This window comes from Kribbella antibiotica (assembly GCF_004349055.1).
In the GTDB taxonomy this organism is placed as follows: domain Bacteria; phylum Actinomycetota; class Actinomycetes; order Propionibacteriales; family Kribbellaceae; genus Kribbella; species Kribbella antibiotica.
On the sequence record NZ_SMKX01000044.1, the window covers coordinates 1 to 18,346 of the forward strand.

Sequence of the window (18,346 nt, forward strand, 5' to 3'; positions counted from 1 at the left end):
GTGCCTGGACCGACTCGTACTTGTCCGGCAGGAGGCTGGTCTGGTCCTTGCTGGTCACATCGCCGAGTGTCGGCGCGAAGGCGAGCACGGCGACAGCCGCGACCACCCACGCAGCGATCACCTTCCATGGATTGCCGACGACGAATCGCCCGAGTTTTGTGAACACCTCGTACCCCTCCCAGTGGTCAGCAGGTATCCTCTACCTGTCGGTCGGTAAGTAGACTACCTGCCGACCGGTAGTTGGACAAGATGAGAGGATGGGTGACGTGCAGCAGGTGACGAATCCCCGGGACACGAAGGCGGCTATCCATCGGGCCGCGCTCGACCTGTTTTCGGCGCAGGGGTACGAGAAGACGAGCCTGCGGGAGATTGCCGAGCAGGTCGGCATCACCAAGGCGTCGCTCTACTACCACTACAAGTCCAAGCAGGAGCTGCTGCGCGCGATCATCGGCACCTTCCTCGACGACGCGCGCGAGGTGATGGTGCGCATCGAGGGGCTCGAGTGGTCGCCGGAGGCGGAGCGGGACGTGCTCAGCGCCTACCTAGACGTCACGATCAAGCACCGGACGATCGGTCCGTCCCTGATGCGCGACATCGGCGCGATCCTCGCCGCGTTCGACGAGGACCTTGAGGGCATCCTCGCGATGAGCCGCGGCTTCCAGCTCTGGCTGGGCGGCATCAATCCCACGAACGCCGACCGGCTCCGCGCCATGGCGGCGATCGAGGTCCTCGGTGCGGCGATGTCCGTCGACCTCCCGCCCGGCGAGGAGGTCGACGCCGAGATTCACGCCACCCTCCTCGACGCGGCGCTCGCCGTACTGGCTCGTCGCGACGTCTAACCGTCGAGGTGGGCCTTGACGGCGTCCAGGTTCGAGTCTCGGTGACCGGCGGGTGGCGGCTACTTCTTGGTGCCGTACGTGACCGACTGGAATCCGCCCTGCCGGCCAACGATCACTTCGGAGAGAGGGCCGTACCTCCGAACCGCTTCGGTCGGTGTCATTCGTGCGGTCACCGCCGCCTGACCGCCTTCGGTCCGCTCGTGGCCAATCGCCGGTTCGCCAACCCGCGCCCAGGCGACAGGCTCGCCAGACCAGCCGTCGAACAGACTACGTTGGTCCGCCGTACCGAACGCGGTTTGTGATCGTTGAGGCTTACCTGCGGAACTTGTCGAGCAGGGCCAGGAACGGCGCGATCAGCGAGCCGACGATTGCAACGACTGCCACGACGCGGCGGGCGATTGAGGGGTTCCATGCCCGGTAGTTGGTCGTGTCGCGTGGTGCTGCCCATCCCGGGCCAAGTGGGCTCAGGTCTCCGATCACTGCAACGCGAATCACGCGAGTGATGGTCTCGCTCGACCCGATCGTCCGCGTGCCGTTCGCGAGGTCGATCAGCTCCGCGAACAGTGGGCGCGCGGACAGCATGATCTGCTTCTGGTCGAGCCCTGGCAGGGTCTTTGCCCTGCGCCACAACGTGTTGTGCAGGGGTTTAAGGGCGCTCAGGAGCGCGTACCGCTCTGGCGTGCGTGCCTGGGACCATAGTTCGGCCGGTGCTCGCGTGGGTTCCAATGTCGTGTACGGGCCTTGCGGCGGAAGTTCCGCTGGTGGTTGGGATGCCGGATCGCACGCACGCCCAAGTCTCCGCAGAAGTACGTCGGTGCTGCGCATCCGTACCTCGACAATCACAATGATTGCCATCAGGACAAGGGCGGGGAGAAGACAGGCCGCACCTGCCAGTCCCAGGATCGTTATGCCACCCCGCCATGCTCCGGCGAAGCCACTCGCTATGGGGACTGTAGGCAGCGACACCGCGATGATGCTGGTGATGTTCGACCGGACACGCTCCCGCGCGAGGTCGCGGATCTGTTGATCATCGACGCCGTGCCGGGTGAGCCATGCCAGGTCCTTGGCAGCCAACCTATCAACAGCGCCAGGTACGTAGATGGCCAGAGTGACGGTGATACCGCAGAGAACCATCAAGGTTGAGTCGCCAAGCCACGCATCTTTCTCGTACATAGCCAGGGTTAGTAAGAGATAGACCAGCACACCGAATGCTCCGAGGCCGGTAAGCAGCGCTGTCGCTGGGATGCGGAAGCTGCCGGCTTGGCGCACAGCTCCGCGCCATCGCGTCAGAGGCATCCAGAAGAACATGGCGCTCAACGTCAGCACCATGGGAATCCATAGGGTCTGTAGCAAGACGACGCGGACATATTCGTACAGCTGAGTCATGTAGGACGGCTCCTAGAACGTCGCAGCCTGCCGCTCGGTCACGAGAATCTCAAGGTGTCGGTTTGGCGGAGGTGGGGACTATGCGGGCGGGGATGTTGAACTCCTTGCAGAGGGCGAGGAGGCCCGTGGCGTCTATTAGTTGGAGGGGTTTGCCGTTGGCGAAGGTGTAGCTGGAGGGGCCGTAGCCGCTGGTGGTGATGAGGATGCCGGTGGTGGCACCTTCGTGTTGCATGGTGCCGTAGAGGTCGCGTACCGCCGCCGGTTGAACGGTCTTGCGGTAGAGCTTCACTTGGATGACGTACTTGCCGCCGCGGATCGGGGTGGGGTCGTAGGCGACGCAGTCGACGCCACCGTCGCCGTCGGCTTTGAAGAGCAGTGTGTCGAAGCCCATGCGATTGAAGAGGTTCTGGATGAAGTGTTCGAACTCTTTCGGGGTCAGCTCGAGGAGGTTCGGGCGCTTGTCGATGCCGCTGATGATGTCGACGGCATCGATGACACGTGGGTCGGCTTTGTCGAAGGTCATGACCGGCTGGACTGCCTGGAGTTCGTCCGGGTGCGGGGAGACTTCGGCGGCGAAGTACTTGCGGATGCAGGCGACCGGGTCCAACTTCTCGAGGACAAGCCCTTCGAATTGGTCGCGGGTTGCTCGCAGGGTGATCAGGCAGGGCTTGATCGTCTGACCGGTCGACGGGTCGATCGCCTTGACGATTCCGTTGAAGACGACCGTAGTGACCAGCTCACGCTCAGCCGCGCTGAAGACCACCTGGAGGGCTCGGAGCGCCATCTGAGCTACGAGTTGCTGATAGAGCTTCCGTACGTCCGCGATAGGGCGGGGTGTGCTTTCGATGGCGTCCCGGGTCTTGATGTACTTGAACGTCTTCTTATCCGGGATGATTTCGACTCCGGGGATGCGCCATTCGAGAGCCAGCAAGTTCGACTCGGGCACGTAACCAGCCAGGCGGCGGGTAGGAAACCCCCTGGGATCTGGCGTCCGTTCGATCAGCATCTTGAAATAGCGGCTAACAGCAAGCCTGTCGCCGGCTCGCACTCGTTGGGCAAACAGCTTGATTTCGTCGTTGTGCTTGGCGGTCTCCGCGTCCTCAGCGCCCTGTTCGCGCGCCTGCTGGCTTCTCAGGTTCGCGACACGTCCGAGTCGGGCGGCTTCAGCGGCTTTGTGCGCTTCGACATCTCGGGCGAAGGCGCGCTCGGCTTCGGCCTGCCGCCTCGCGTAGCGACCTTCGCCGCCGAAGAGTCGAGAGAGGGCGCCGGGCGGGAAGGGGGCGTAGTTCCCCCAGCCAGGTTCCGGCGCGGGGCGTGCATCGTCCCCGAGATCGAGGCGTACGACGGTCCGCCTGCGCAGCAGAGAGTTGAAATCGATCCGCGGTGGCGGTCCCTTGAGCGACCTCGCGAGAAGTCCGGAGAGCTCGCCTACCCGATGCTCGGCTTGTGCTGTCAGCCTATCGGCCTCGTCGAGCCGCGACTGAACGTACGCCTCGCGTTGCTCCTTCTCCAGAGCCTTCCGCTGCCGTTCGAACTCCCGGGCCGCCTGTGCCTGGGTGCGCTCGTTAGCCCGGCGTTGAGCCTCCGCTGCTCGGCGCCAGTCTGTGTTCTTTCCCCGGCTCGCCATCTGGCTACCTCCTAGCTGGTCGCTTCCGGGATCAGACCGTACGGCGGAGAGTCCGCCCGCCGGGTGAAGCGGATGACGATGTCCTCGTCAACACTCTCGGGAGGAGAGTTGTCGACCACGATGAGCTGTGCGCCGGCGCCGTCTGTGGCCAGCCAGTTCTTCGCATGGGCGTAGAAGTTCTCGACCAGTTGCGCGTCGGCGAAGTCACGGTCGTCGCCCTTGGAGTTGTGGCCCAGGTTTTTCTGCGGGCTGTCGATGATCAGCAGGCCGGGAGCGTCCGCATCCCGCTCGTGCGCAATCTCCCAGAGCGCGAGATTCCATGCCAAGGCGATCAGGACCATGCCGCCACTGCTGGCGGCCGTGTAAGGAAGATGCCGGACATGGGGAACCAGGTCGTCCCCGATGAACGGATCCTGCAGCTTTGGGTAGCCGATCTCGGTGAGGATCTGACCGAAGCGTGCTGACAGGTCGTGGATCAGTTCGGCTCGATCCGGGCGCTCGCGATGTTCCTTCCGCTGTGCATTGATCCGTCTGGCCTCATTGGCCAGTTCCTCGGCCTGGGCGTCCGCTTCGGTCACCCGCTGCCAGGCCGCCAGCCCGGTCTGTGCAGACTGCTGGACCAGCGTGGCCTGAATGAGACGTTCGTTCAAGCCGTCCCGAATCGCAAGCCAAGGGGCCGGCGCTGTGACGATCGCGTCGACTGCACGAGCCGCGGCGTCAGCTGCCTCGTTGGCCACGACGCTCTCTTCGAGCAAGACGTTCTGGTGCAGGGTGAGGCGTTGCACGTAGTCGTTGAGGCTCTTCAACCGGGTTTTAACGGCTCGGAGTTCGGCTTCCAGGACAGCAACGGAAGCTTGGCTTGGATCATGCGAGTCATGGTCATCAACCGGGTTGTGACAAAGCGAGCAGTGACCGTCCACGATGACAGGTGAGGTGGTGAGTGTGTTGAAGCAGGCCGGACAGGTCGTGACCTGCAACGGATCGAAGAGCCGCTCGGCCTCGAGCAGGAAGTTGAGCTTGCGCTGATCGTCGGCATACTGACCGCGGAGAGCGTCCAGGCGCGTGATCAGGCTGCGGCGATCGCTGACGCGGATTTGGGCGTCCTTGGCGTTTCGTTGGGCCCGATCGAGTTGCTGACGCAGGTTCACGGAGGCAGCCTGCGTACTTCGTTGCTCCACGTCTAATGCTGCGAGCTCGGTACCGAGCGAGGCGATGGTTGATGCGGCCTCGCTCAGGTCCAGCTCCAGTTGCATCGGTCCGCGGGGATGTTCCGAGTCAGCGAACTGCCGCAGCGCGCGTGCTTTTCCCTCGGCGATCCGGGCGTTCTCGCGTGCAGTGCGGTACCGAGCGGCCAGGAAGGCCTGCTCGTTGTCGTGGATGCCGAACATGGCGTCGATCGACTGACGGAACTTCTGGCGCACCATGTGGTTCGCCTGCTCGAAAACCAGACTGCGGTTATCGAGCCGTTCGTTGGGCACGAAGATGACCCGAAACAGGTCGCGGATGCTCAGCAGGTCGCTGTCTGTTTCGTCCTTCGATGCTGACTCTGGAAGCAAGACACCTTGCAGATTGCAGGCAGCTAGGAGGAACTGAGAGAGCCCGTCAGAGTCGCCCACCGGTTCTACACTCAGGCGCAGCTCGTCCGCCGATCTCAGCTCATCAAGCCTCGATGTCCAGACCGAAGCGAATTTGGATGCGCTACCGGTCGCGGCACGCTCGATCACAGTCGGCGAGCCGTCGAGCTCGGTCTCCAGCAGAGCTGACCGGACCGCCTGGAGGACTTCCTCGTGTTGAGGATGCGTGCTGCCTCCGAGGCAGTAGCGGATGTAGTCGAGGATGGTGGTCTTGCCGGTCTGGCTCGGTCCGGCGATCACCGAGAGCGAGCGGATCGTCGAGCGTTCGCGAAAGCTCACGCCGTAGGTCCGGTCCGAGCCGGTGGACCCCGCGAGGCGTAGCTGGCCGATGCGAATTCCGGTCATCGGTTGCCTCCGTCGGGTGGAGCTGCAGGAAGTTCGGACAGCGGGGGTACGACGGCGTCGGTGACTTCATCGAGGAGGTCGAGCAGCAGGGACGAGTGGCCGAGCCAGGTCTCGACGTTCGATTCCAGGCTCTTCGCGGACATCGGGTAGAGACGGCGCAGTACGATCTCGGACGACTTGCGGTAGGCATCCGCGTATGCCGTGCGGAGCGCCTCGGTAACCTGTGCACCTTGGGGTGTGATGACGTACCCGTTGCTGTCGATCGCAGCGAGTCTCAGGGCGACGAGTTGAGCGACATCGTGCTGGAGCCGCCGTCGGCGGGACGCGAACCGCTGGCCAGAGCTCGCATAGGCGAGCTGGGCGCGGCTGAATCCGGCGATCTCCAGCGTCACGGCATCAACAGGATCAGTCTTCTTACTGCCATCGAGGACGATGAACGGATTGTCGGCGAAGAAGTCGTAATACCCCAGTCGGTCGAGCGATTGAATCTTCCGACCCTCCTGCTGTGCCACAGCCAGGAGCAACAGCATCCGTGCGAGCCTGAACCGAGTATTGTCCTCGGGCCTGAAGGTGGCTGCCTCCTGCGTCGCGGTCAAGGTGTCGCCACCGGCTCAGCCTGACCTGCTATGGCAGGCGCGTTGCCATCGGGAACCTGTACGACGTCGCCTTCGACGGCCCCCGGCTGCACGTGTGATGCGGCGACGTCGCGCCAGTGGGCGACCCAGCCGGCCTTCTTCTGCTCGACCAGGCGGTGGGCGGTGCCCTTCTTGTGGGCTCGCGCGAGGTGCAACCCGTGAGGATTGGGGCAGGCCGCCGCAGCATCGGTGACGAGACTCAGCAGACGAGGCAGTCGTCCGTCGTCCTGCGCCGTCACTAACTGCTCGTTGAAGTTGCGTTCCCAGATGTCGTGCACCTCGAGATGCAGCTCCGTCATCGAGGTCATCGCATCCTCGTGGCCTTTCGCTTCGAAGTCCCTGATCAGTGCGTCGGTCGCGAAGAAGTGGGCGCACGCCGAGTCGGTCTCAACGCTGCCCGCCTCGCGTAACTGGCGCACGAACAAGGCTCCTTCGAACTGCGTCAAGTCGTCGGTCACCGCGATCGGCTCGGCGGATTGGATGCCCAAGGCAACTGGTATCGATTCCACAGTATGCGGGAAGTACTCACGGCGGACGTCCATGGCGTCCCGGGTGAGCAGCTGATTGCGCAGTTCGGTGCCGTCCCACAGTTGGATCGCGATTCCGGTGGCTGCCGACTGTCGCTTTGCCCAGCCTTGGAGCCACTTCAGCTGGTCCGGTGCCAGCTTGCACGGCACCGCTAGCGTCCAGGCTGTGATCTTGTACTTCTCTGCGGTCGCGTGCTTTACAGCGCTTTCGAACGAGGTCCTGATCTGCGACTGTGGCGTCTTGTCCTGCCAGTCGCGGATGTACTTGGACTGCCAGACCAGGACAGAGCCACCGGCCAGCTGCCCCCAGAACGTGTCGATTCCCCAGTCCCGGTTCCCGGGGCCTTCGACCGTTGTCGCATCAGGGTGTTTCACCTTGACGAGGTCGGTGACCAGCATCTCGAAGCGATCGCGCGCGGCCCCGGACGACCCGGCGTCGCTGTCGAACCTGGCGAACAGTTGCGGCACATCAGGCAGGGCGGGATTTGCCATCAGAGCTCATCCGATCCCACGCCGACGCACCCGCCCCCCACCCCGGCCCCTGGAGCGCGCCTCCTGTCACCCGTCACCGGCGTCATGTCGGCGACAATATCTGCCCCGCTCACGCTCCGCTACATTTCGCGTGTCGAGGGCGGGGCAGGCTGTTGTCCCCGGCAACAGGCCCGCTCTTGCACGAGGTGTGCGTGAATTGCGGTGGACACCGTTATTGGCGATGGCTTGGCAGCGGGTTGCCGTTGGGCTGCCGGACAGACGGATCCGGGCCCCGGCGATCGTCAGCCGCTGGTAGGCCTCGGTCGCGATTGCCGAGCCGAATCGGAAAGACTTGAGACAGCGCCAGTTGCCGGCCGCCGAAACCAGTCATCACATCCCGAGCGCCGCGCCAACCGTAGATGGCCTGCGCGGAGTCGCCGACCATGACGAGCTGTGCGTGCCTGCCCTGATCGAGAAAGACCCGCTCGACTGCCGGGTCCTGTGCCTCGTCCAGCAATAGAAACTCGCCGGGAATCTGCGGGCGGGTCAGTGCCCACATCTTCAGGTAGTGATCGTGCTTGAACGGCACCTTTCCAGCGACTGTGCCAGCCTCACCGTGGACATCCGCGACCGGTCCATCCGCTCCTTGAACCGGTGCCGACCGCCTTGAAAGCCAGGCTGTGCGCGGTCGAGCTCCGGATGTTGCTGCCGAACCTCCGCTCAGCCTCGACCGCGATCGACTTGTTGAACGCCAAGTACCGGCCTTGCCGTCGCGTCGCCGTACCGAGCATCGTCAATGTCGTGGTCTTCCCGGTCCCGGCGCCGGCTTGCAGCACCAGGTCGTCACCTCTGCGGAAGGCAGCCACGGCATCTTCCTGCTCCGGTGTCGGACGGTGTGACGGCATCGACTTCCTCCCTACGACAAGTGTGCGGTGCCACGACAGGCCAACCACCAGGTCGTCATCCAGAACGACGATCAACAGCGGATCGGCGCGGTCACAGCCGCAGCACTCTGCGGGAATGCCAGGGCGCCATCCGTTAATCAGTGTGTGCGGTGGATGGAAAACTCTGTGCTGTTGAGCAGCTTGTCTAGGGATTGGCGGCTGCCAGGAACGAAGGACAGCCGATCGAGTGCGTCACGGGCCAGGGTCATGTATCGCTGGGAGATCGACTCCGCCTGGGATCGTCCTCCGGCCTTGTCGATAAGTTGTGTGACCAGAGAAATTTCGTCTTCGCTGAAGGGCTCCGGGCGTGCGTACATCCGGCGAAGGTTCTCGCCCCCAGGGTTGTCGGCCGTGAGGGCGGCGACAACCGGACCGGACTTCTTCCGGCGTCGCACGTCGGTGGAGACGGGCTTGCCGACGGCGTCGGGCGTGCCCCAGATGCCCAGGATGTCGTCGATGAGCTGGAATGCGACTCCCACATGGTGACCGAACACGTTCATCTCCTGGACCGTTTCCTCGCGCGCTCGCGCGCAGATGGCGCCGAGGCCGGCCGCGCAGCCGAAGAGCGAACCTGTCTTGGCCGCCGCCATGGTGATGTAGTCGTCGACTGTGACGTCGGAGCGTTGCTCATAGTCCAAGTCGAGCATCTGGCCGCGCAACATGTACTGGAAGCTTTCGGCGAGATGGCGGGCCGCGCGGGCGGCCACTGGGCTGTCGAGCAGCACCTGAAACCCCAAGGTGAGGACGGCGTCACCGGCCAGGATGGCCTCGGGCGTGCCGAATGCCGCCCATACCGCAGGCCGATGCCTTCGAATACTGTCAGCGTCGATGATGTCGTCGTGGATCAGCGACTGGTTGTGGACCAGGTCGACGGCCAGCGCTCCGGGAAGCGCGTCCTCCACGGATCCGCCAAGCGCCTCCGCGACGGCGATGGTCATAATGGGACGAAGTTTTTTTCCCGCCGGGGACGTCGAGGGTTCACCGGTGCTGGTCTGCCAGCCGAAATGATATGCGGCGATGTTGCCAAGCGGATCCTCGAGCCCGTTGACGGCAGCGTGCAGAGCCTGTTCGGCGAACTCGTTGGTCCAGCCAGGGAGGCGGTTTTCATGGAAGTTCATGGCCATCGACTCCCGCTGCGTACCGAGAAGTCGGTCCGGCACCTTTCTTGGAATCTCCGACAAGTAGGCAGGACTCCAGATAGTTTGCGGCTTTGCCAAATTCGACCGGCGCCACCTCCCGATAGCGAGCAGTTTCCAGCAGCCACTCAACATTGCCGCCGAGATGATTGTGGATCATGACACAGGAATCCTGCACCGTCTTGGCCAGATCGGGGCCCGCGAGGTCGGCAAACCGCTTTTCCTCGAGTAGGAGTTCTTCGATTCCGTTCTTGATGTTCAGATCGACGACATTCACTGCTTCTTGATAAGAGCAGCCACGGCCATGTCGCGTCGCGATGACGACGTTGCTCTGATCATGCGAGGTGATGTCCTTTTCCAGGGACAGAATGTCGTTGCACCACCAGATGATGTTTTCGGCGATGCGCATCAAGTTCTCAGCGGGACCGGGCTCGGCTTCGGTGCCGAACAATCGGGCCGGAATCTCGATACCTGCACAGGCCAGCCAAACCTCGATGGCGGTGCGGTTGATGCTGCCGCTGGCTCTCTCGGCTGCCAACTCGTTCTCGGTGGGGACCCGCCCCGACGCCTGTCGCGTCATCTCCGTGTTGATGGAATCGAGAACGATCCGCGTACCTCCACGGAACCGGCGGCGCCATTCCAGGCTCATGTCCGCGGCGGTGCGTTGCCACAGGTCGGCGAACGACTTGCCCAATGTGGTCCTGGTCTGGACCGATGCACAGTCCTCGGTCAGCGCCGACATGAGCTCGTCGAAGACCGTACGCGCGAGTTGGAGGTCGTAGCGCAGTTCGCCCTCGTCGCAGTGATCGTCGAACACCACGATCCAGGCCAGCCAGTCCGTCACCAGATCCACAGTGGTCTGGCCCGCGTGGGGATGGATACGCGCACCGAGCCGCTCAAGCCTCGCAGCCAGGAGATGACGCACTGCGATGTCATTGCGTGCGAGCCCCATGCGGTACGCCCAGCCCAGACAATGTTTGCCTGCGGCGACCGCACCCGGATGGAGCAAGCTTGCGAACGGCAAATTGAGCTCGGGCACTATCAGGCTCTCATTGCCAACGATGAGGCGACCTTGCGTCATCGAACGACCTCCGGCGAGAAGTTGGTGTTGAGCGACCGAATAGTTCCCTTTTCCGACACTGAGTTCTGGAAAGGAAACTTCATGACCTGCGACCGCGCGGAGGGTGGACAGATACTCATGCAGAACCTCGCTCGTCCGCCGCAGGTTCCGTCGAATCGGGTTCGCAACCTCGCCGCTCGGCTTTCCCGCGCTCACAAGTCCAGGAAGTGATCGCCCGGACCTCCCAACGATTCGGCGCCGGACCATACTCAGCAGAAGACCACTCAAGTAGCGGAGCCTCCTTGAGACCTTCCGCAGCTTTCGAGGCATTGAGCATGCCCAGACGCTACCCATGGCATCACTCAGAGCAGAAGGCTGCTTTTGCCCATGGAGACCATTGATCCTGTCGATACCACCGCGGCTGTTCTGGCGTTCAGGTAGCCGATTCTCCGACGCTGTACACATTGCCGCCGAGGGATCCGGATCAGCACTCGGTCGTCCACGCTGACGGTCTCATCGAGATTGTGTTCCCCGCGGGTTCGCGCCAAGGGCATCGAGGATCGCCGACGGTACGGGCGGACTCTCTTCCAGTGCGCGATCCGCTTCGCGGGGCCAGTGCCACCTTGAGCCCCTACCAGCCATCTGCCACCCGCCGAAACCGTCGAACCGCGCTCAAGGCCGCAGCACCAACCCACCTTGAGCACCCTCAACCATCCCCCCGGCCGCACAAACGACTGAACAGTGCTCAACGTCGCACCAGCCCACACCGAGCCCCAACAGACCAGCCCGGGTCCACCCCCGAAACCTCACGCCACCGCGACCCACGCTCAGCCCAACCACGCCGGGCCCTCACCAAAGCCCTGAGACCACCCGACCGTCACCCACCTCACGAGACTCAACAGCCGACCACGCAATGCAGGCTTCAGACCGGGTAGTGCTGCGATGGCCTGGTCCAGCAGGGCGACGTGGTCGGTGGCGGTGTTGCTGCCGGCGTTGCCTGGCCGCAGCAGCCCGGCCAGTGCTTCTCCGCCGGCGATGTCTGGGCGGTCCAGGTAGCACAGCAGGGCGTGGAACCCGAAGCCTTCCTGTTGGGTGCTGCGTTTTCCTTGTCCGAGTGCACGGTCAGCAGGGTCACGTCGAAGTGGAGCCACAGTTGTCTGGTCTGGTCAGGTCCGGGCCTGCGCCGACCGTCCAGGCTCGTTCTCGTACTAGGGCGCCACGCGGTCGGGTCGGCAGCGACCGGCCCGAACCAGGTGCGGCTGGTCCCGCAGCGTCCGCAGATGCCGTAACGCGTTCCCACCATCGTCGATCAACGCCTCGGTCCACCCGTCGACCAGCCCGGTCGCGGCCGCCAACTCCCCGCAACAACGCGGTCCCGGCATGCGACACGATCCCTCTACCGTCCGCCGACACCCTGAACCGACGCGCCGCCTTGCTAACCTCACCTGAGAGTGCCTTCCTGCTCGGGACGATCTGGACTTCGACAAGCCCAATTTTCCCTTACGGACAAGGCACTCTCGCCCTTTCACCTCACGCGTCCCGCCAATTTCCGTGAAACGTGGAGGCTAGCCGGGCGGCCGATTCTTGCCGAGCGTCTCGTGTGCGGCGACGAACTCGTCGCTGCACAGTGCGGCGAGGCAACTGACTTCGCCGGCCAGCATGAATGCGGTGATGATTTCGGCGAGTTTGGCTGCTTTGCCGTCGCCGTAGCAGCCAACCATCTCGAGCGTAGCCTCATAGGCGGACAGACCAGTTCCGCCGCCGATCGTGCCGACGATGATCGTTGGCGCTGTGAGGGTGACCTCGAGCTCGCCTTCAGAGATGAACCGCGAGCTCAGGATCAACTGGGAGCATTCGCCGAGGTAGGCCATGTCCTGTCCGAATGCCTGGAACAGTGCGGCCATCCCGTTGACTCCGTGCACGTTGAGCGACGTCGCGCCGTTCAGTGCCAGCATGTCCTTCGCATCCCTGATGTAGTCGTCGAGTTCGTGTAGCGTCGTCCGTCCGAGTCGTTGCATCACCTCTGCCGTGAGGACGGTTCGCGCGATGACCTTCTTGCCCTTGGTGCGGGCAGGGATGTTCTTCTTGTCCTCGCAAAGCGGGAAGTGGGCATGATGGACCAGGTCGTTGCTTTGTGACACATAGCGTGCCACGGCGGCTATTGCTTTGCTGACCATGTTGCTGCCCATAGCGTCGCCGGTTGAGCAGGCAATCGAGATGGTGACCGTGGAGCCGAGACAGTCCACGGCCAGGTCCGTCACGGCGATGTGGTTTCCGGTAGCGCGGACGATTTCGGTGATGGTGCTGCGATGTGCGGTGATCCAGCGTCGTAGTTCGCCGGACTCTCGAAGGGAGCCGGTCTGGAACTGCGCGGAACGCAGGAAGTAGTCGTCGTAGGTCAGGGTTTCGCATCCTCCTGACTCGTTGATCATTTTTGCGCCACGTGAGTAGGACGCGGCCAGGGCACCTTCGAGGGTCGCCATGGGAGCGATAAAGGTCCCGGCTGCTGCAGATCCGGAGATGCGCAGTGGACCGCACAGGGCGAGTGGTACCGGTACAGCGCCGACGAAGTTCTCGATGTTTCCAGCGACGTCGTCTTCGCTGAGCGTTGTATCGAGGTGGTTCACGAGGTGCTGCTTATTCCCTAGAAGGGTCCGGATGGTGTCGATCCTGGCCGAGTGGCTGTATCTGTCGATACGCAGCTCGCCGGGCGGAACACCGTGGGACGTGGATGCCGGTGCCGAGATCTCTATCACTGGTGGCTTTCCAATGGGGGGAGTCGTGTGGCTGTGTGGACCGAGCTGCGAGCTGCATTCTGGCCGACGGAAACCTCGTCCTCGTCCAGCCGATGAATTTCGCTTGGGGGGTAACTGCCTAGGACCGTCACTGCGTACATTTGTGCCCGCAGGCTGTCGATGATCCTGGCGCCGAGTCCGGAGGTATTGGACGACTCGAAGTCTATGTACAGCGAATAGCGCCAGGCGCTTCCCGGGATGGGGTGGCTGTCGAGCCGCGATACGTTCACCCCTGGCACGTCGAAAACGCTTAGCGAGTGTTGCAGTGAACCGGAATTTGGCCCAGTGCTCACGATGACGGAGGTTTTGCCAGCCATCGACGCGGCCACCGGTGAATTGTCGATCAGGAAGAATCTCGTGCGGTTGTTGGGGGCGTCGTTGATTGGCCCGGCGACGATGGTTCCGCCGTATCTCTTCGCCGCATGTTCGCCGCCTACGGCTGCCCAGCGAATGTCTGACCGGGCCACTACATCGCGCACACTCATCGCTGTGTCATCGCCCTCGACCAGGCGGGCGTGGGGGAGATGGGCGCCTAGCCAGGTCTCGCATTGCTCCAGGGCCGGCGTTTGAGAGATTACGTCGGTGATGGATTCGAGGCTGAGGCTCCCTGCGGTGATCAGGTACTGGTCAACGTTCAGGCAAGTTTCTGCCTGTACCTGGACTGTCGCGGTCTGTAGCAGTCGGTGGACGGCGTTGATCGAGCCGTAGACGCTGTTCTCGACGGCCACGACTGCACTATGCGCGCGTCCGCTGCCTACGGCGTCGAAGACCTGCCTGAAGGTCGTGCATGGCATGATCGTGAACGGTTCTGTCAGTAGTTCGCACGCCGCCTGGTGATGGAACGAGCCTTCGATCCCCTGAATGGCGACCAGTTTCCGCGGCGCCGCCGGCCAAGTGTCAGCGTGATCTACGTGGGTGGAATTTCGCCTCACGATCCCGGTACCTTTCTCTTTGCGCAGCAGTAGCGAATGGCCGTGCTGCCGCCGGAAACGACTTGAAGTTCCAGCGGGGGATTCGTTTTATGTAATTGCCGATTTTGGGGATGACCCGCAGATCGACTATCTAAACCGCGCAGCCTGTGGGCCGTGTGGATCGCGCTCCGCTCGGCTTTCCCGCGCTCACAAGTCCAGGAAGTGATCGCTCGGACCGCCGGCACTTTCCCGTCAGATGAACAATCAGGCAGAGATTCCCTTGGGACCTTCCGCGGATTTCGAAGCAATGAGGATGTGCAGACAGTACCCGTAGCGTCACGTAGAGCAGAAGGCTGTCTTTGCCCATGGCAATCATTGCTCCAGTCGATACCACCGCGGCTGTGCGATGGCAGGTGACCACTCGAGCGAGCAACGGTGCCGTTCGTCGAGGACGTGCGTGAGTCAGTCGGACGGTGGGCGGCAGGAAGCCGGCGAGGGTCGTCGTGGTTCGCGGCGGCGGTGATCAGCAGCAGCCGGGATCCGGCCGTGACGCGGGTTCTGTAGAAGGCTGCGCCGACCCCATCAGGATTCAGTCCCATGTTTGGTGGTCGAGTAGCCGAGGCGTTCAGATCGACGGAGACGCTCGCCTGTAGTACGCCGTACCGGGCCGGCACGGCGCCGGCGGTCGGAACCAGGACCGACCACAGCCGTCGCCCGCCACCGAGCAGGCACCGCAGTCACTCAAATCGTTCGTCAACGACTGGCCGGTCTTCCGGTATCGAAGGAAGAAAACCCTGTGGAGATCCGCAGGGTTCGGGATCTTGATCCGTAGATCTCTGTCAGACCGCACCAATTCGCCGGACCATCGCCTAGCGTGAATTTGGGGGATCGGTCGGCTGGTCGCCTAGTGAATTGGGGTCATCGATGCCCTGTGGAGGTCGAGTTTCTAGGTGTCAGTGAAACGTTTCAGTGCGATGTGACGGTCGCTATGAATCACCAGGTTGCCTGCAGTGTCCCACCAGCCTTGCTGGGTTTAATTCGTCAACCGCCTCATGAAGGATTCATCAATGAAAACAATGAAACGCCGTCTGGCTGCAATCGCCGCAGGCGCGGTGACTGTCGGGGTTATCGGAACGGTGCCGGCTTACGCGATCAACGAGGTCAATATCGTCCGCTGCACGTTCGAAAGCGGGTATTTCGGCGTCAGGTTCCAGGAGCCGGCGGCGACGCTGGCCGCCCGGCGTTGCTTCGCCAACGCTGGCGAGATGAATATCAATCAGAAATACGTCAACGGTTTCTCCAGTGGTAACAACGCCGGCTGGTTCATCTACGCCCCAGGTGACGGCTCGGAGTATCGCCACTGCTTCCCGAAGAACCAAGTGATCTACAAGTACTACGGCCACATCTACGAGCTGCGCATCAACCCACCCGGCACCCCCTGTCCGTAGTTGAGGGGTGTGTGGTGGTATCGACTTGAGAGATGGTCTCCATAGGCAAAGCGACCTTCCGCCAAGAGAGTGCTCTCAATGGGTTGACATCGTCCACATCGGAACGCGGCCCCGAAACCGGTGGCTCCCAGCGTCAGCGGTCTCTAGGCCGCGTTCCCCCCTTGTGTGGGGCAGCAACCCTGGATGTTGGCCGCCCGCAGCTTTCCGGGGTATGTGGCCTACGCGTATGCGTGGGAGATGATCGGCGCGTTCAATGAGTTGGGGTTCGCGGCGCTGGACCCAAAATGGAGCGGGGTCGACCGAAGCGGTTCGGCCGTCTGCAGGGTCGCCAAGACCCGCCGTCCAAGCTCGGCCGGGCGTTCACGACTTTGAGCCTGTCGAAGCTGGCCGAGTACCTAGCCGAGCACAAGCACATCAAGATCAGCGCAGAGTCGGTCCGTCGGATCCTCAGCCCCGGCGCGGTTGGGGCCACCTACAACCGAATCCGCGGAGTGCGGCAGATGTTCGGCGCGCTGGACCTGGCCACCCGGCTAGATGTTCTACCGGTTCCGTGATCGCAAACGCTGGACCGAGTTCCTGGGCTTCCTCAAACAGCTCCGGGCGCGGTGCCCGACCGGGCAACTGCACGTCCTCCGGCGCACTTGTCGGCAAGGTCGGCTCCGTCTTCGTGGCAGCCGGTACGCAGTACGGCGGTCAAGAGTCCACCGCCCTGACCTTCCACTCACGTTGCTTCATCGCGGCATGCTGGTCGTCGGTCTGCTCCACTACAAGTACCGGGAGGGCTTCGAGAACATCAAGGCTGGAAGCCCGTAGGGCGCGTCGACCGTCACCGCCGGCACCCGGCGGCCCAGCGACTTCGAACTCGCAACAGCCCGCTGCCAGGGCCGACATGTCACCAAGACTGCTGCCGTATTCAGTGGCGAGCAACCACGTCACCTCGTCGGCCAGACCCGGTGAAGCAACCTCGCCACATTTCTGTTCAGTCGTCGGCCGCGACGGGGTGAAGTCGGCGCAAGTAGATTAGCTTCTGCCACGAGCTGCGTTATTGCCGCCACGTTACGGTGATGTTCGCCATCGAGCGGCGGCCCTGCAGGCGAGGCCCTCGTTCCGAGGTTCGAGAGGGCTGATCTCCCGTGTGGCCACGGGTCTGCCGCGCTGACCTGCTGTCCGCAGGTATCGACGGCAGACATGTCGGTCATAGGCAAATGGCCACTTCCCGGTATCAACCGGCGCTGATAGCGTTCGAGGAAATTGATCCGGGGGTCCTCGGTCACGGTGAGGCTACGTCAGAGCTTGCCGCCGATCTCGGAGATCCTGTCGCGCAGCCACTTCTGCGCCGGAACGCACGAGTTGCGTGGATGCCAGAACATAGCCACGGACAGCTTTGGCATGTCAGCGGTCGTCGGGACCTCGCGCAGACCAAGCGAAGGTCCCATATGTTCGAACAAGCGGCGTGGGACGACGGTGATCAGATTGGTTCGGGCAACCGTTTGCAACGCCAGTCCGAGCGAGTCCACCGTGATGGCACCGTTTTGGCGGAAGCCCTGCTCGCTGGGTCGGACGTCGGGGATTGCAAGGTCGGGCACCTTGACCAGTACTGCCGGATGAGCTGCGATCTCCTCGGCCGACAGCGGTTCGTGGTCCGGAGCCCTTGCTTCGTCGGCCACGGTGACGAACTCGTCGGTAAAAGCCAGCAGATGTGGGTAGTTCAGCAACTCCTCCGTCGCCAACTGCAAGGGCCAGAACACGAGGTCGCACCGCCGCAACCGTAAGGACTCGATCCGGTCCGGCCGCAACGACTCGATGGCGAGTCGAACACCCGGCGCAGTCTGCGGCAGGTCGAACATGAGCGGATGCAGCAGCAGGGTGGTGGCGTAGTCACTGGCGATCACCGTGAAGGTCCGCTTGACGCTGCCGGGGTCGAAGGTCGATCCGGCCGTCAGTGCCTCTGTGGCGGCTAACAGGGCGGTCTCCACTGGCTGCTGCAACGACTCTGCGAAGGGCGTGAGTACTAGTCCGCGGCCTTCCCGCACCAGTAGCGGGTCGTCGAAGTAGCGTCGGAGTTTCGCCAGAGAAACGCTCATCGTGGGCTGTCCCACCGCTAGCCGCTCCGCGGCTTTGGTCACGCTCCGTTCCAGCAGCAGTGCGTCCAGCGGCAGCAGCAGATTGAGGTCGATCCTGGCCCACTCTTCGGTTGCCATCACTTCTCCCAAACCTTCTGTTCTCCGGGCGGTCAGTCCCCGGATCGGTTCCTGGGATTGGCCGCAATCATCCCATAGCACATTGAGGATTTCCCAGCAGTTGCATGAAGCCCCGGTCGGTGTCGGCTCCCGGCGCTGGAGGCGTTGCTGGGTAGCTATCTCCACGAAGGCATCGACGTCCGCTCCGCCCAGGCTCCAGACCTGCACGAGGTCTAGACCCGAGGCAAGGAAAGAGGTCTTGGCCCGAGGCAAGATAAAGGCATGCTCACATGCCAACCGGATGGCACCTTGATCGAGACCAGCCGGGTAACGGTCAAGAACGACAACGGAAACCACACCTGGTACTCCGGCAAACACAAGAAGCGCGGCAGCTGCATTCAGGTCAGG

Annotated in this window: 15 protein-coding genes and 1 pseudogene; 3 read left to right on the forward strand and 13 right to left on the reverse strand. The window is 63.1% G+C overall.

The window, feature by feature from the left end; genetic code table 11:
* Positions 1–257 precede the first annotated feature (257 nt).
* The gene (locus tag E1263_RS17295; protein WP_202868924.1) at positions 258–839 is read left to right on the forward strand and encodes a TetR/AcrR family transcriptional regulator; all 582 of its coding nucleotides are present in this window, start codon (positions 258–260) and stop codon (positions 837–839) included.
* Between the two features lie 312 nt (positions 840–1,151).
* Here E1263_RS17295 and E1263_RS17300 read toward each other — a convergent pair whose 3' ends face one another.
* From E1263_RS17300 to E1263_RS17345, 12 genes and pseudogenes are all read right to left on the reverse strand, one after another.
* Positions 1,152–2,225, reverse strand: coding sequence for a hypothetical protein (locus E1263_RS17300; RefSeq protein WP_132168535.1), 1,074 nt, complete (start codon positions 2,223–2,225; stop codon positions 1,152–1,154).
* 49 nt (positions 2,226–2,274) lie between these two features.
* A complete protein-coding gene (locus E1263_RS17305) occupies positions 2,275–3,852 on the reverse strand; it encodes a restriction endonuclease (RefSeq protein WP_132168537.1) in 1,578 nt (525 codons plus the stop codon).
* A gap of 11 nt (positions 3,853–3,863) precedes the next feature.
* The gene (locus E1263_RS17310; protein WP_132168539.1) at positions 3,864–5,831 is read right to left on the reverse strand and encodes a DNA recombination protein RecN; all 1,968 of its coding nucleotides are present in this window, start codon (positions 5,829–5,831) and stop codon (positions 3,864–3,866) included.
* Complete coding sequence (locus E1263_RS17315) at positions 5,828–6,361, reverse strand: hypothetical protein (RefSeq protein ID WP_132168541.1); 534 nt, start codon at positions 6,359–6,361, stop codon at positions 5,828–5,830. Before E1263_RS17315 ends, E1263_RS17310 begins: the two co-directional genes overlap by 4 nt.
* Before the next feature lie 62 nt (positions 6,362–6,423).
* Complete coding sequence (locus E1263_RS17320; RefSeq protein WP_132168543.1) at positions 6,424–7,485, reverse strand: hypothetical protein; 1,062 nt, start codon at positions 7,483–7,485, stop codon at positions 6,424–6,426.
* Positions 7,486–7,696: 211 nt separating this feature from the next.
* On the reverse strand, positions 7,697–8,053 hold the full coding sequence (locus E1263_RS43265; protein ID WP_202868925.1) for a UvrD-helicase domain-containing protein: 357 nt from the start codon (positions 8,051–8,053) through the stop codon (positions 7,697–7,699).
* 22 nt (positions 8,054–8,075) lie between these two features.
* Positions 8,076–8,369 carry an AAA family ATPase gene (locus E1263_RS43270; RefSeq protein WP_202868926.1) on the reverse strand — a complete coding sequence of 98 codons (294 nt, stop codon included), beginning with the start codon at positions 8,367–8,369 and terminating at the stop codon, positions 8,076–8,078.
* Between the two features lie 137 nt (positions 8,370–8,506).
* Complete coding sequence (locus E1263_RS17330; protein ID WP_165956646.1) at positions 8,507–9,526, reverse strand: polyprenyl synthetase family protein; 1,020 nt, start codon at positions 9,524–9,526, stop codon at positions 8,507–8,509.
* Complete coding sequence (locus E1263_RS42750; protein ID WP_165956647.1) at positions 9,513–10,820, reverse strand: terpene synthase family protein; 1,308 nt, start codon at positions 10,818–10,820, stop codon at positions 9,513–9,515. The genes E1263_RS17330 and E1263_RS42750 overlap by 14 nt, the downstream gene beginning before the upstream one ends.
* Before the next feature lie 713 nt (positions 10,821–11,533).
* Positions 11,534–12,077 (reverse strand): annotated as a pseudogene (locus tag E1263_RS44360) (transposase family protein); the annotation flags it as partial.
* A gap of 92 nt (positions 12,078–12,169) precedes the next feature.
* A complete protein-coding gene (locus E1263_RS17340; protein WP_165956648.1) occupies positions 12,170–13,360 on the reverse strand; it encodes a hypothetical protein in 1,191 nt (396 codons plus the stop codon).
* Positions 13,357–14,331 (reverse strand): prephenate dehydratase, encoded by a 975-nt coding sequence (locus E1263_RS17345; protein ID WP_165956649.1) that lies wholly within the window; start codon positions 14,329–14,331, stop codon positions 13,357–13,359. Before E1263_RS17345 ends, E1263_RS17340 begins: the two co-directional genes overlap by 4 nt.
* A gap of 1,046 nt (positions 14,332–15,377) precedes the next feature.
* On the opposite strand from E1263_RS17345, the gene E1263_RS17350 reads away from it, so the two are divergent.
* Positions 15,378–15,758 (forward strand): beta/gamma crystallin domain-containing protein, encoded by a 381-nt coding sequence (locus tag E1263_RS17350; RefSeq protein WP_165956650.1) that lies wholly within the window; start codon positions 15,378–15,380, stop codon positions 15,756–15,758.
* 284 nt (positions 15,759–16,042) lie between these two features.
* Positions 16,043–16,312, forward strand: coding sequence for a hypothetical protein (locus E1263_RS43285; protein WP_202868928.1), 270 nt, complete (start codon positions 16,043–16,045; stop codon positions 16,310–16,312).
* Positions 16,313–17,044: 732 nt separating this feature from the next.
* On the opposite strand, the gene E1263_RS17360 is transcribed toward E1263_RS43285, so the two are convergent.
* Positions 17,045–18,295: a LysR family transcriptional regulator gene (locus tag E1263_RS17360; RefSeq protein ID WP_132168553.1), complete on the reverse strand. Its 1,251-nt coding sequence runs from the start codon at positions 18,293–18,295 to the stop codon at positions 17,045–17,047.
* Positions 18,296–18,346 lie beyond the last annotated feature (51 nt).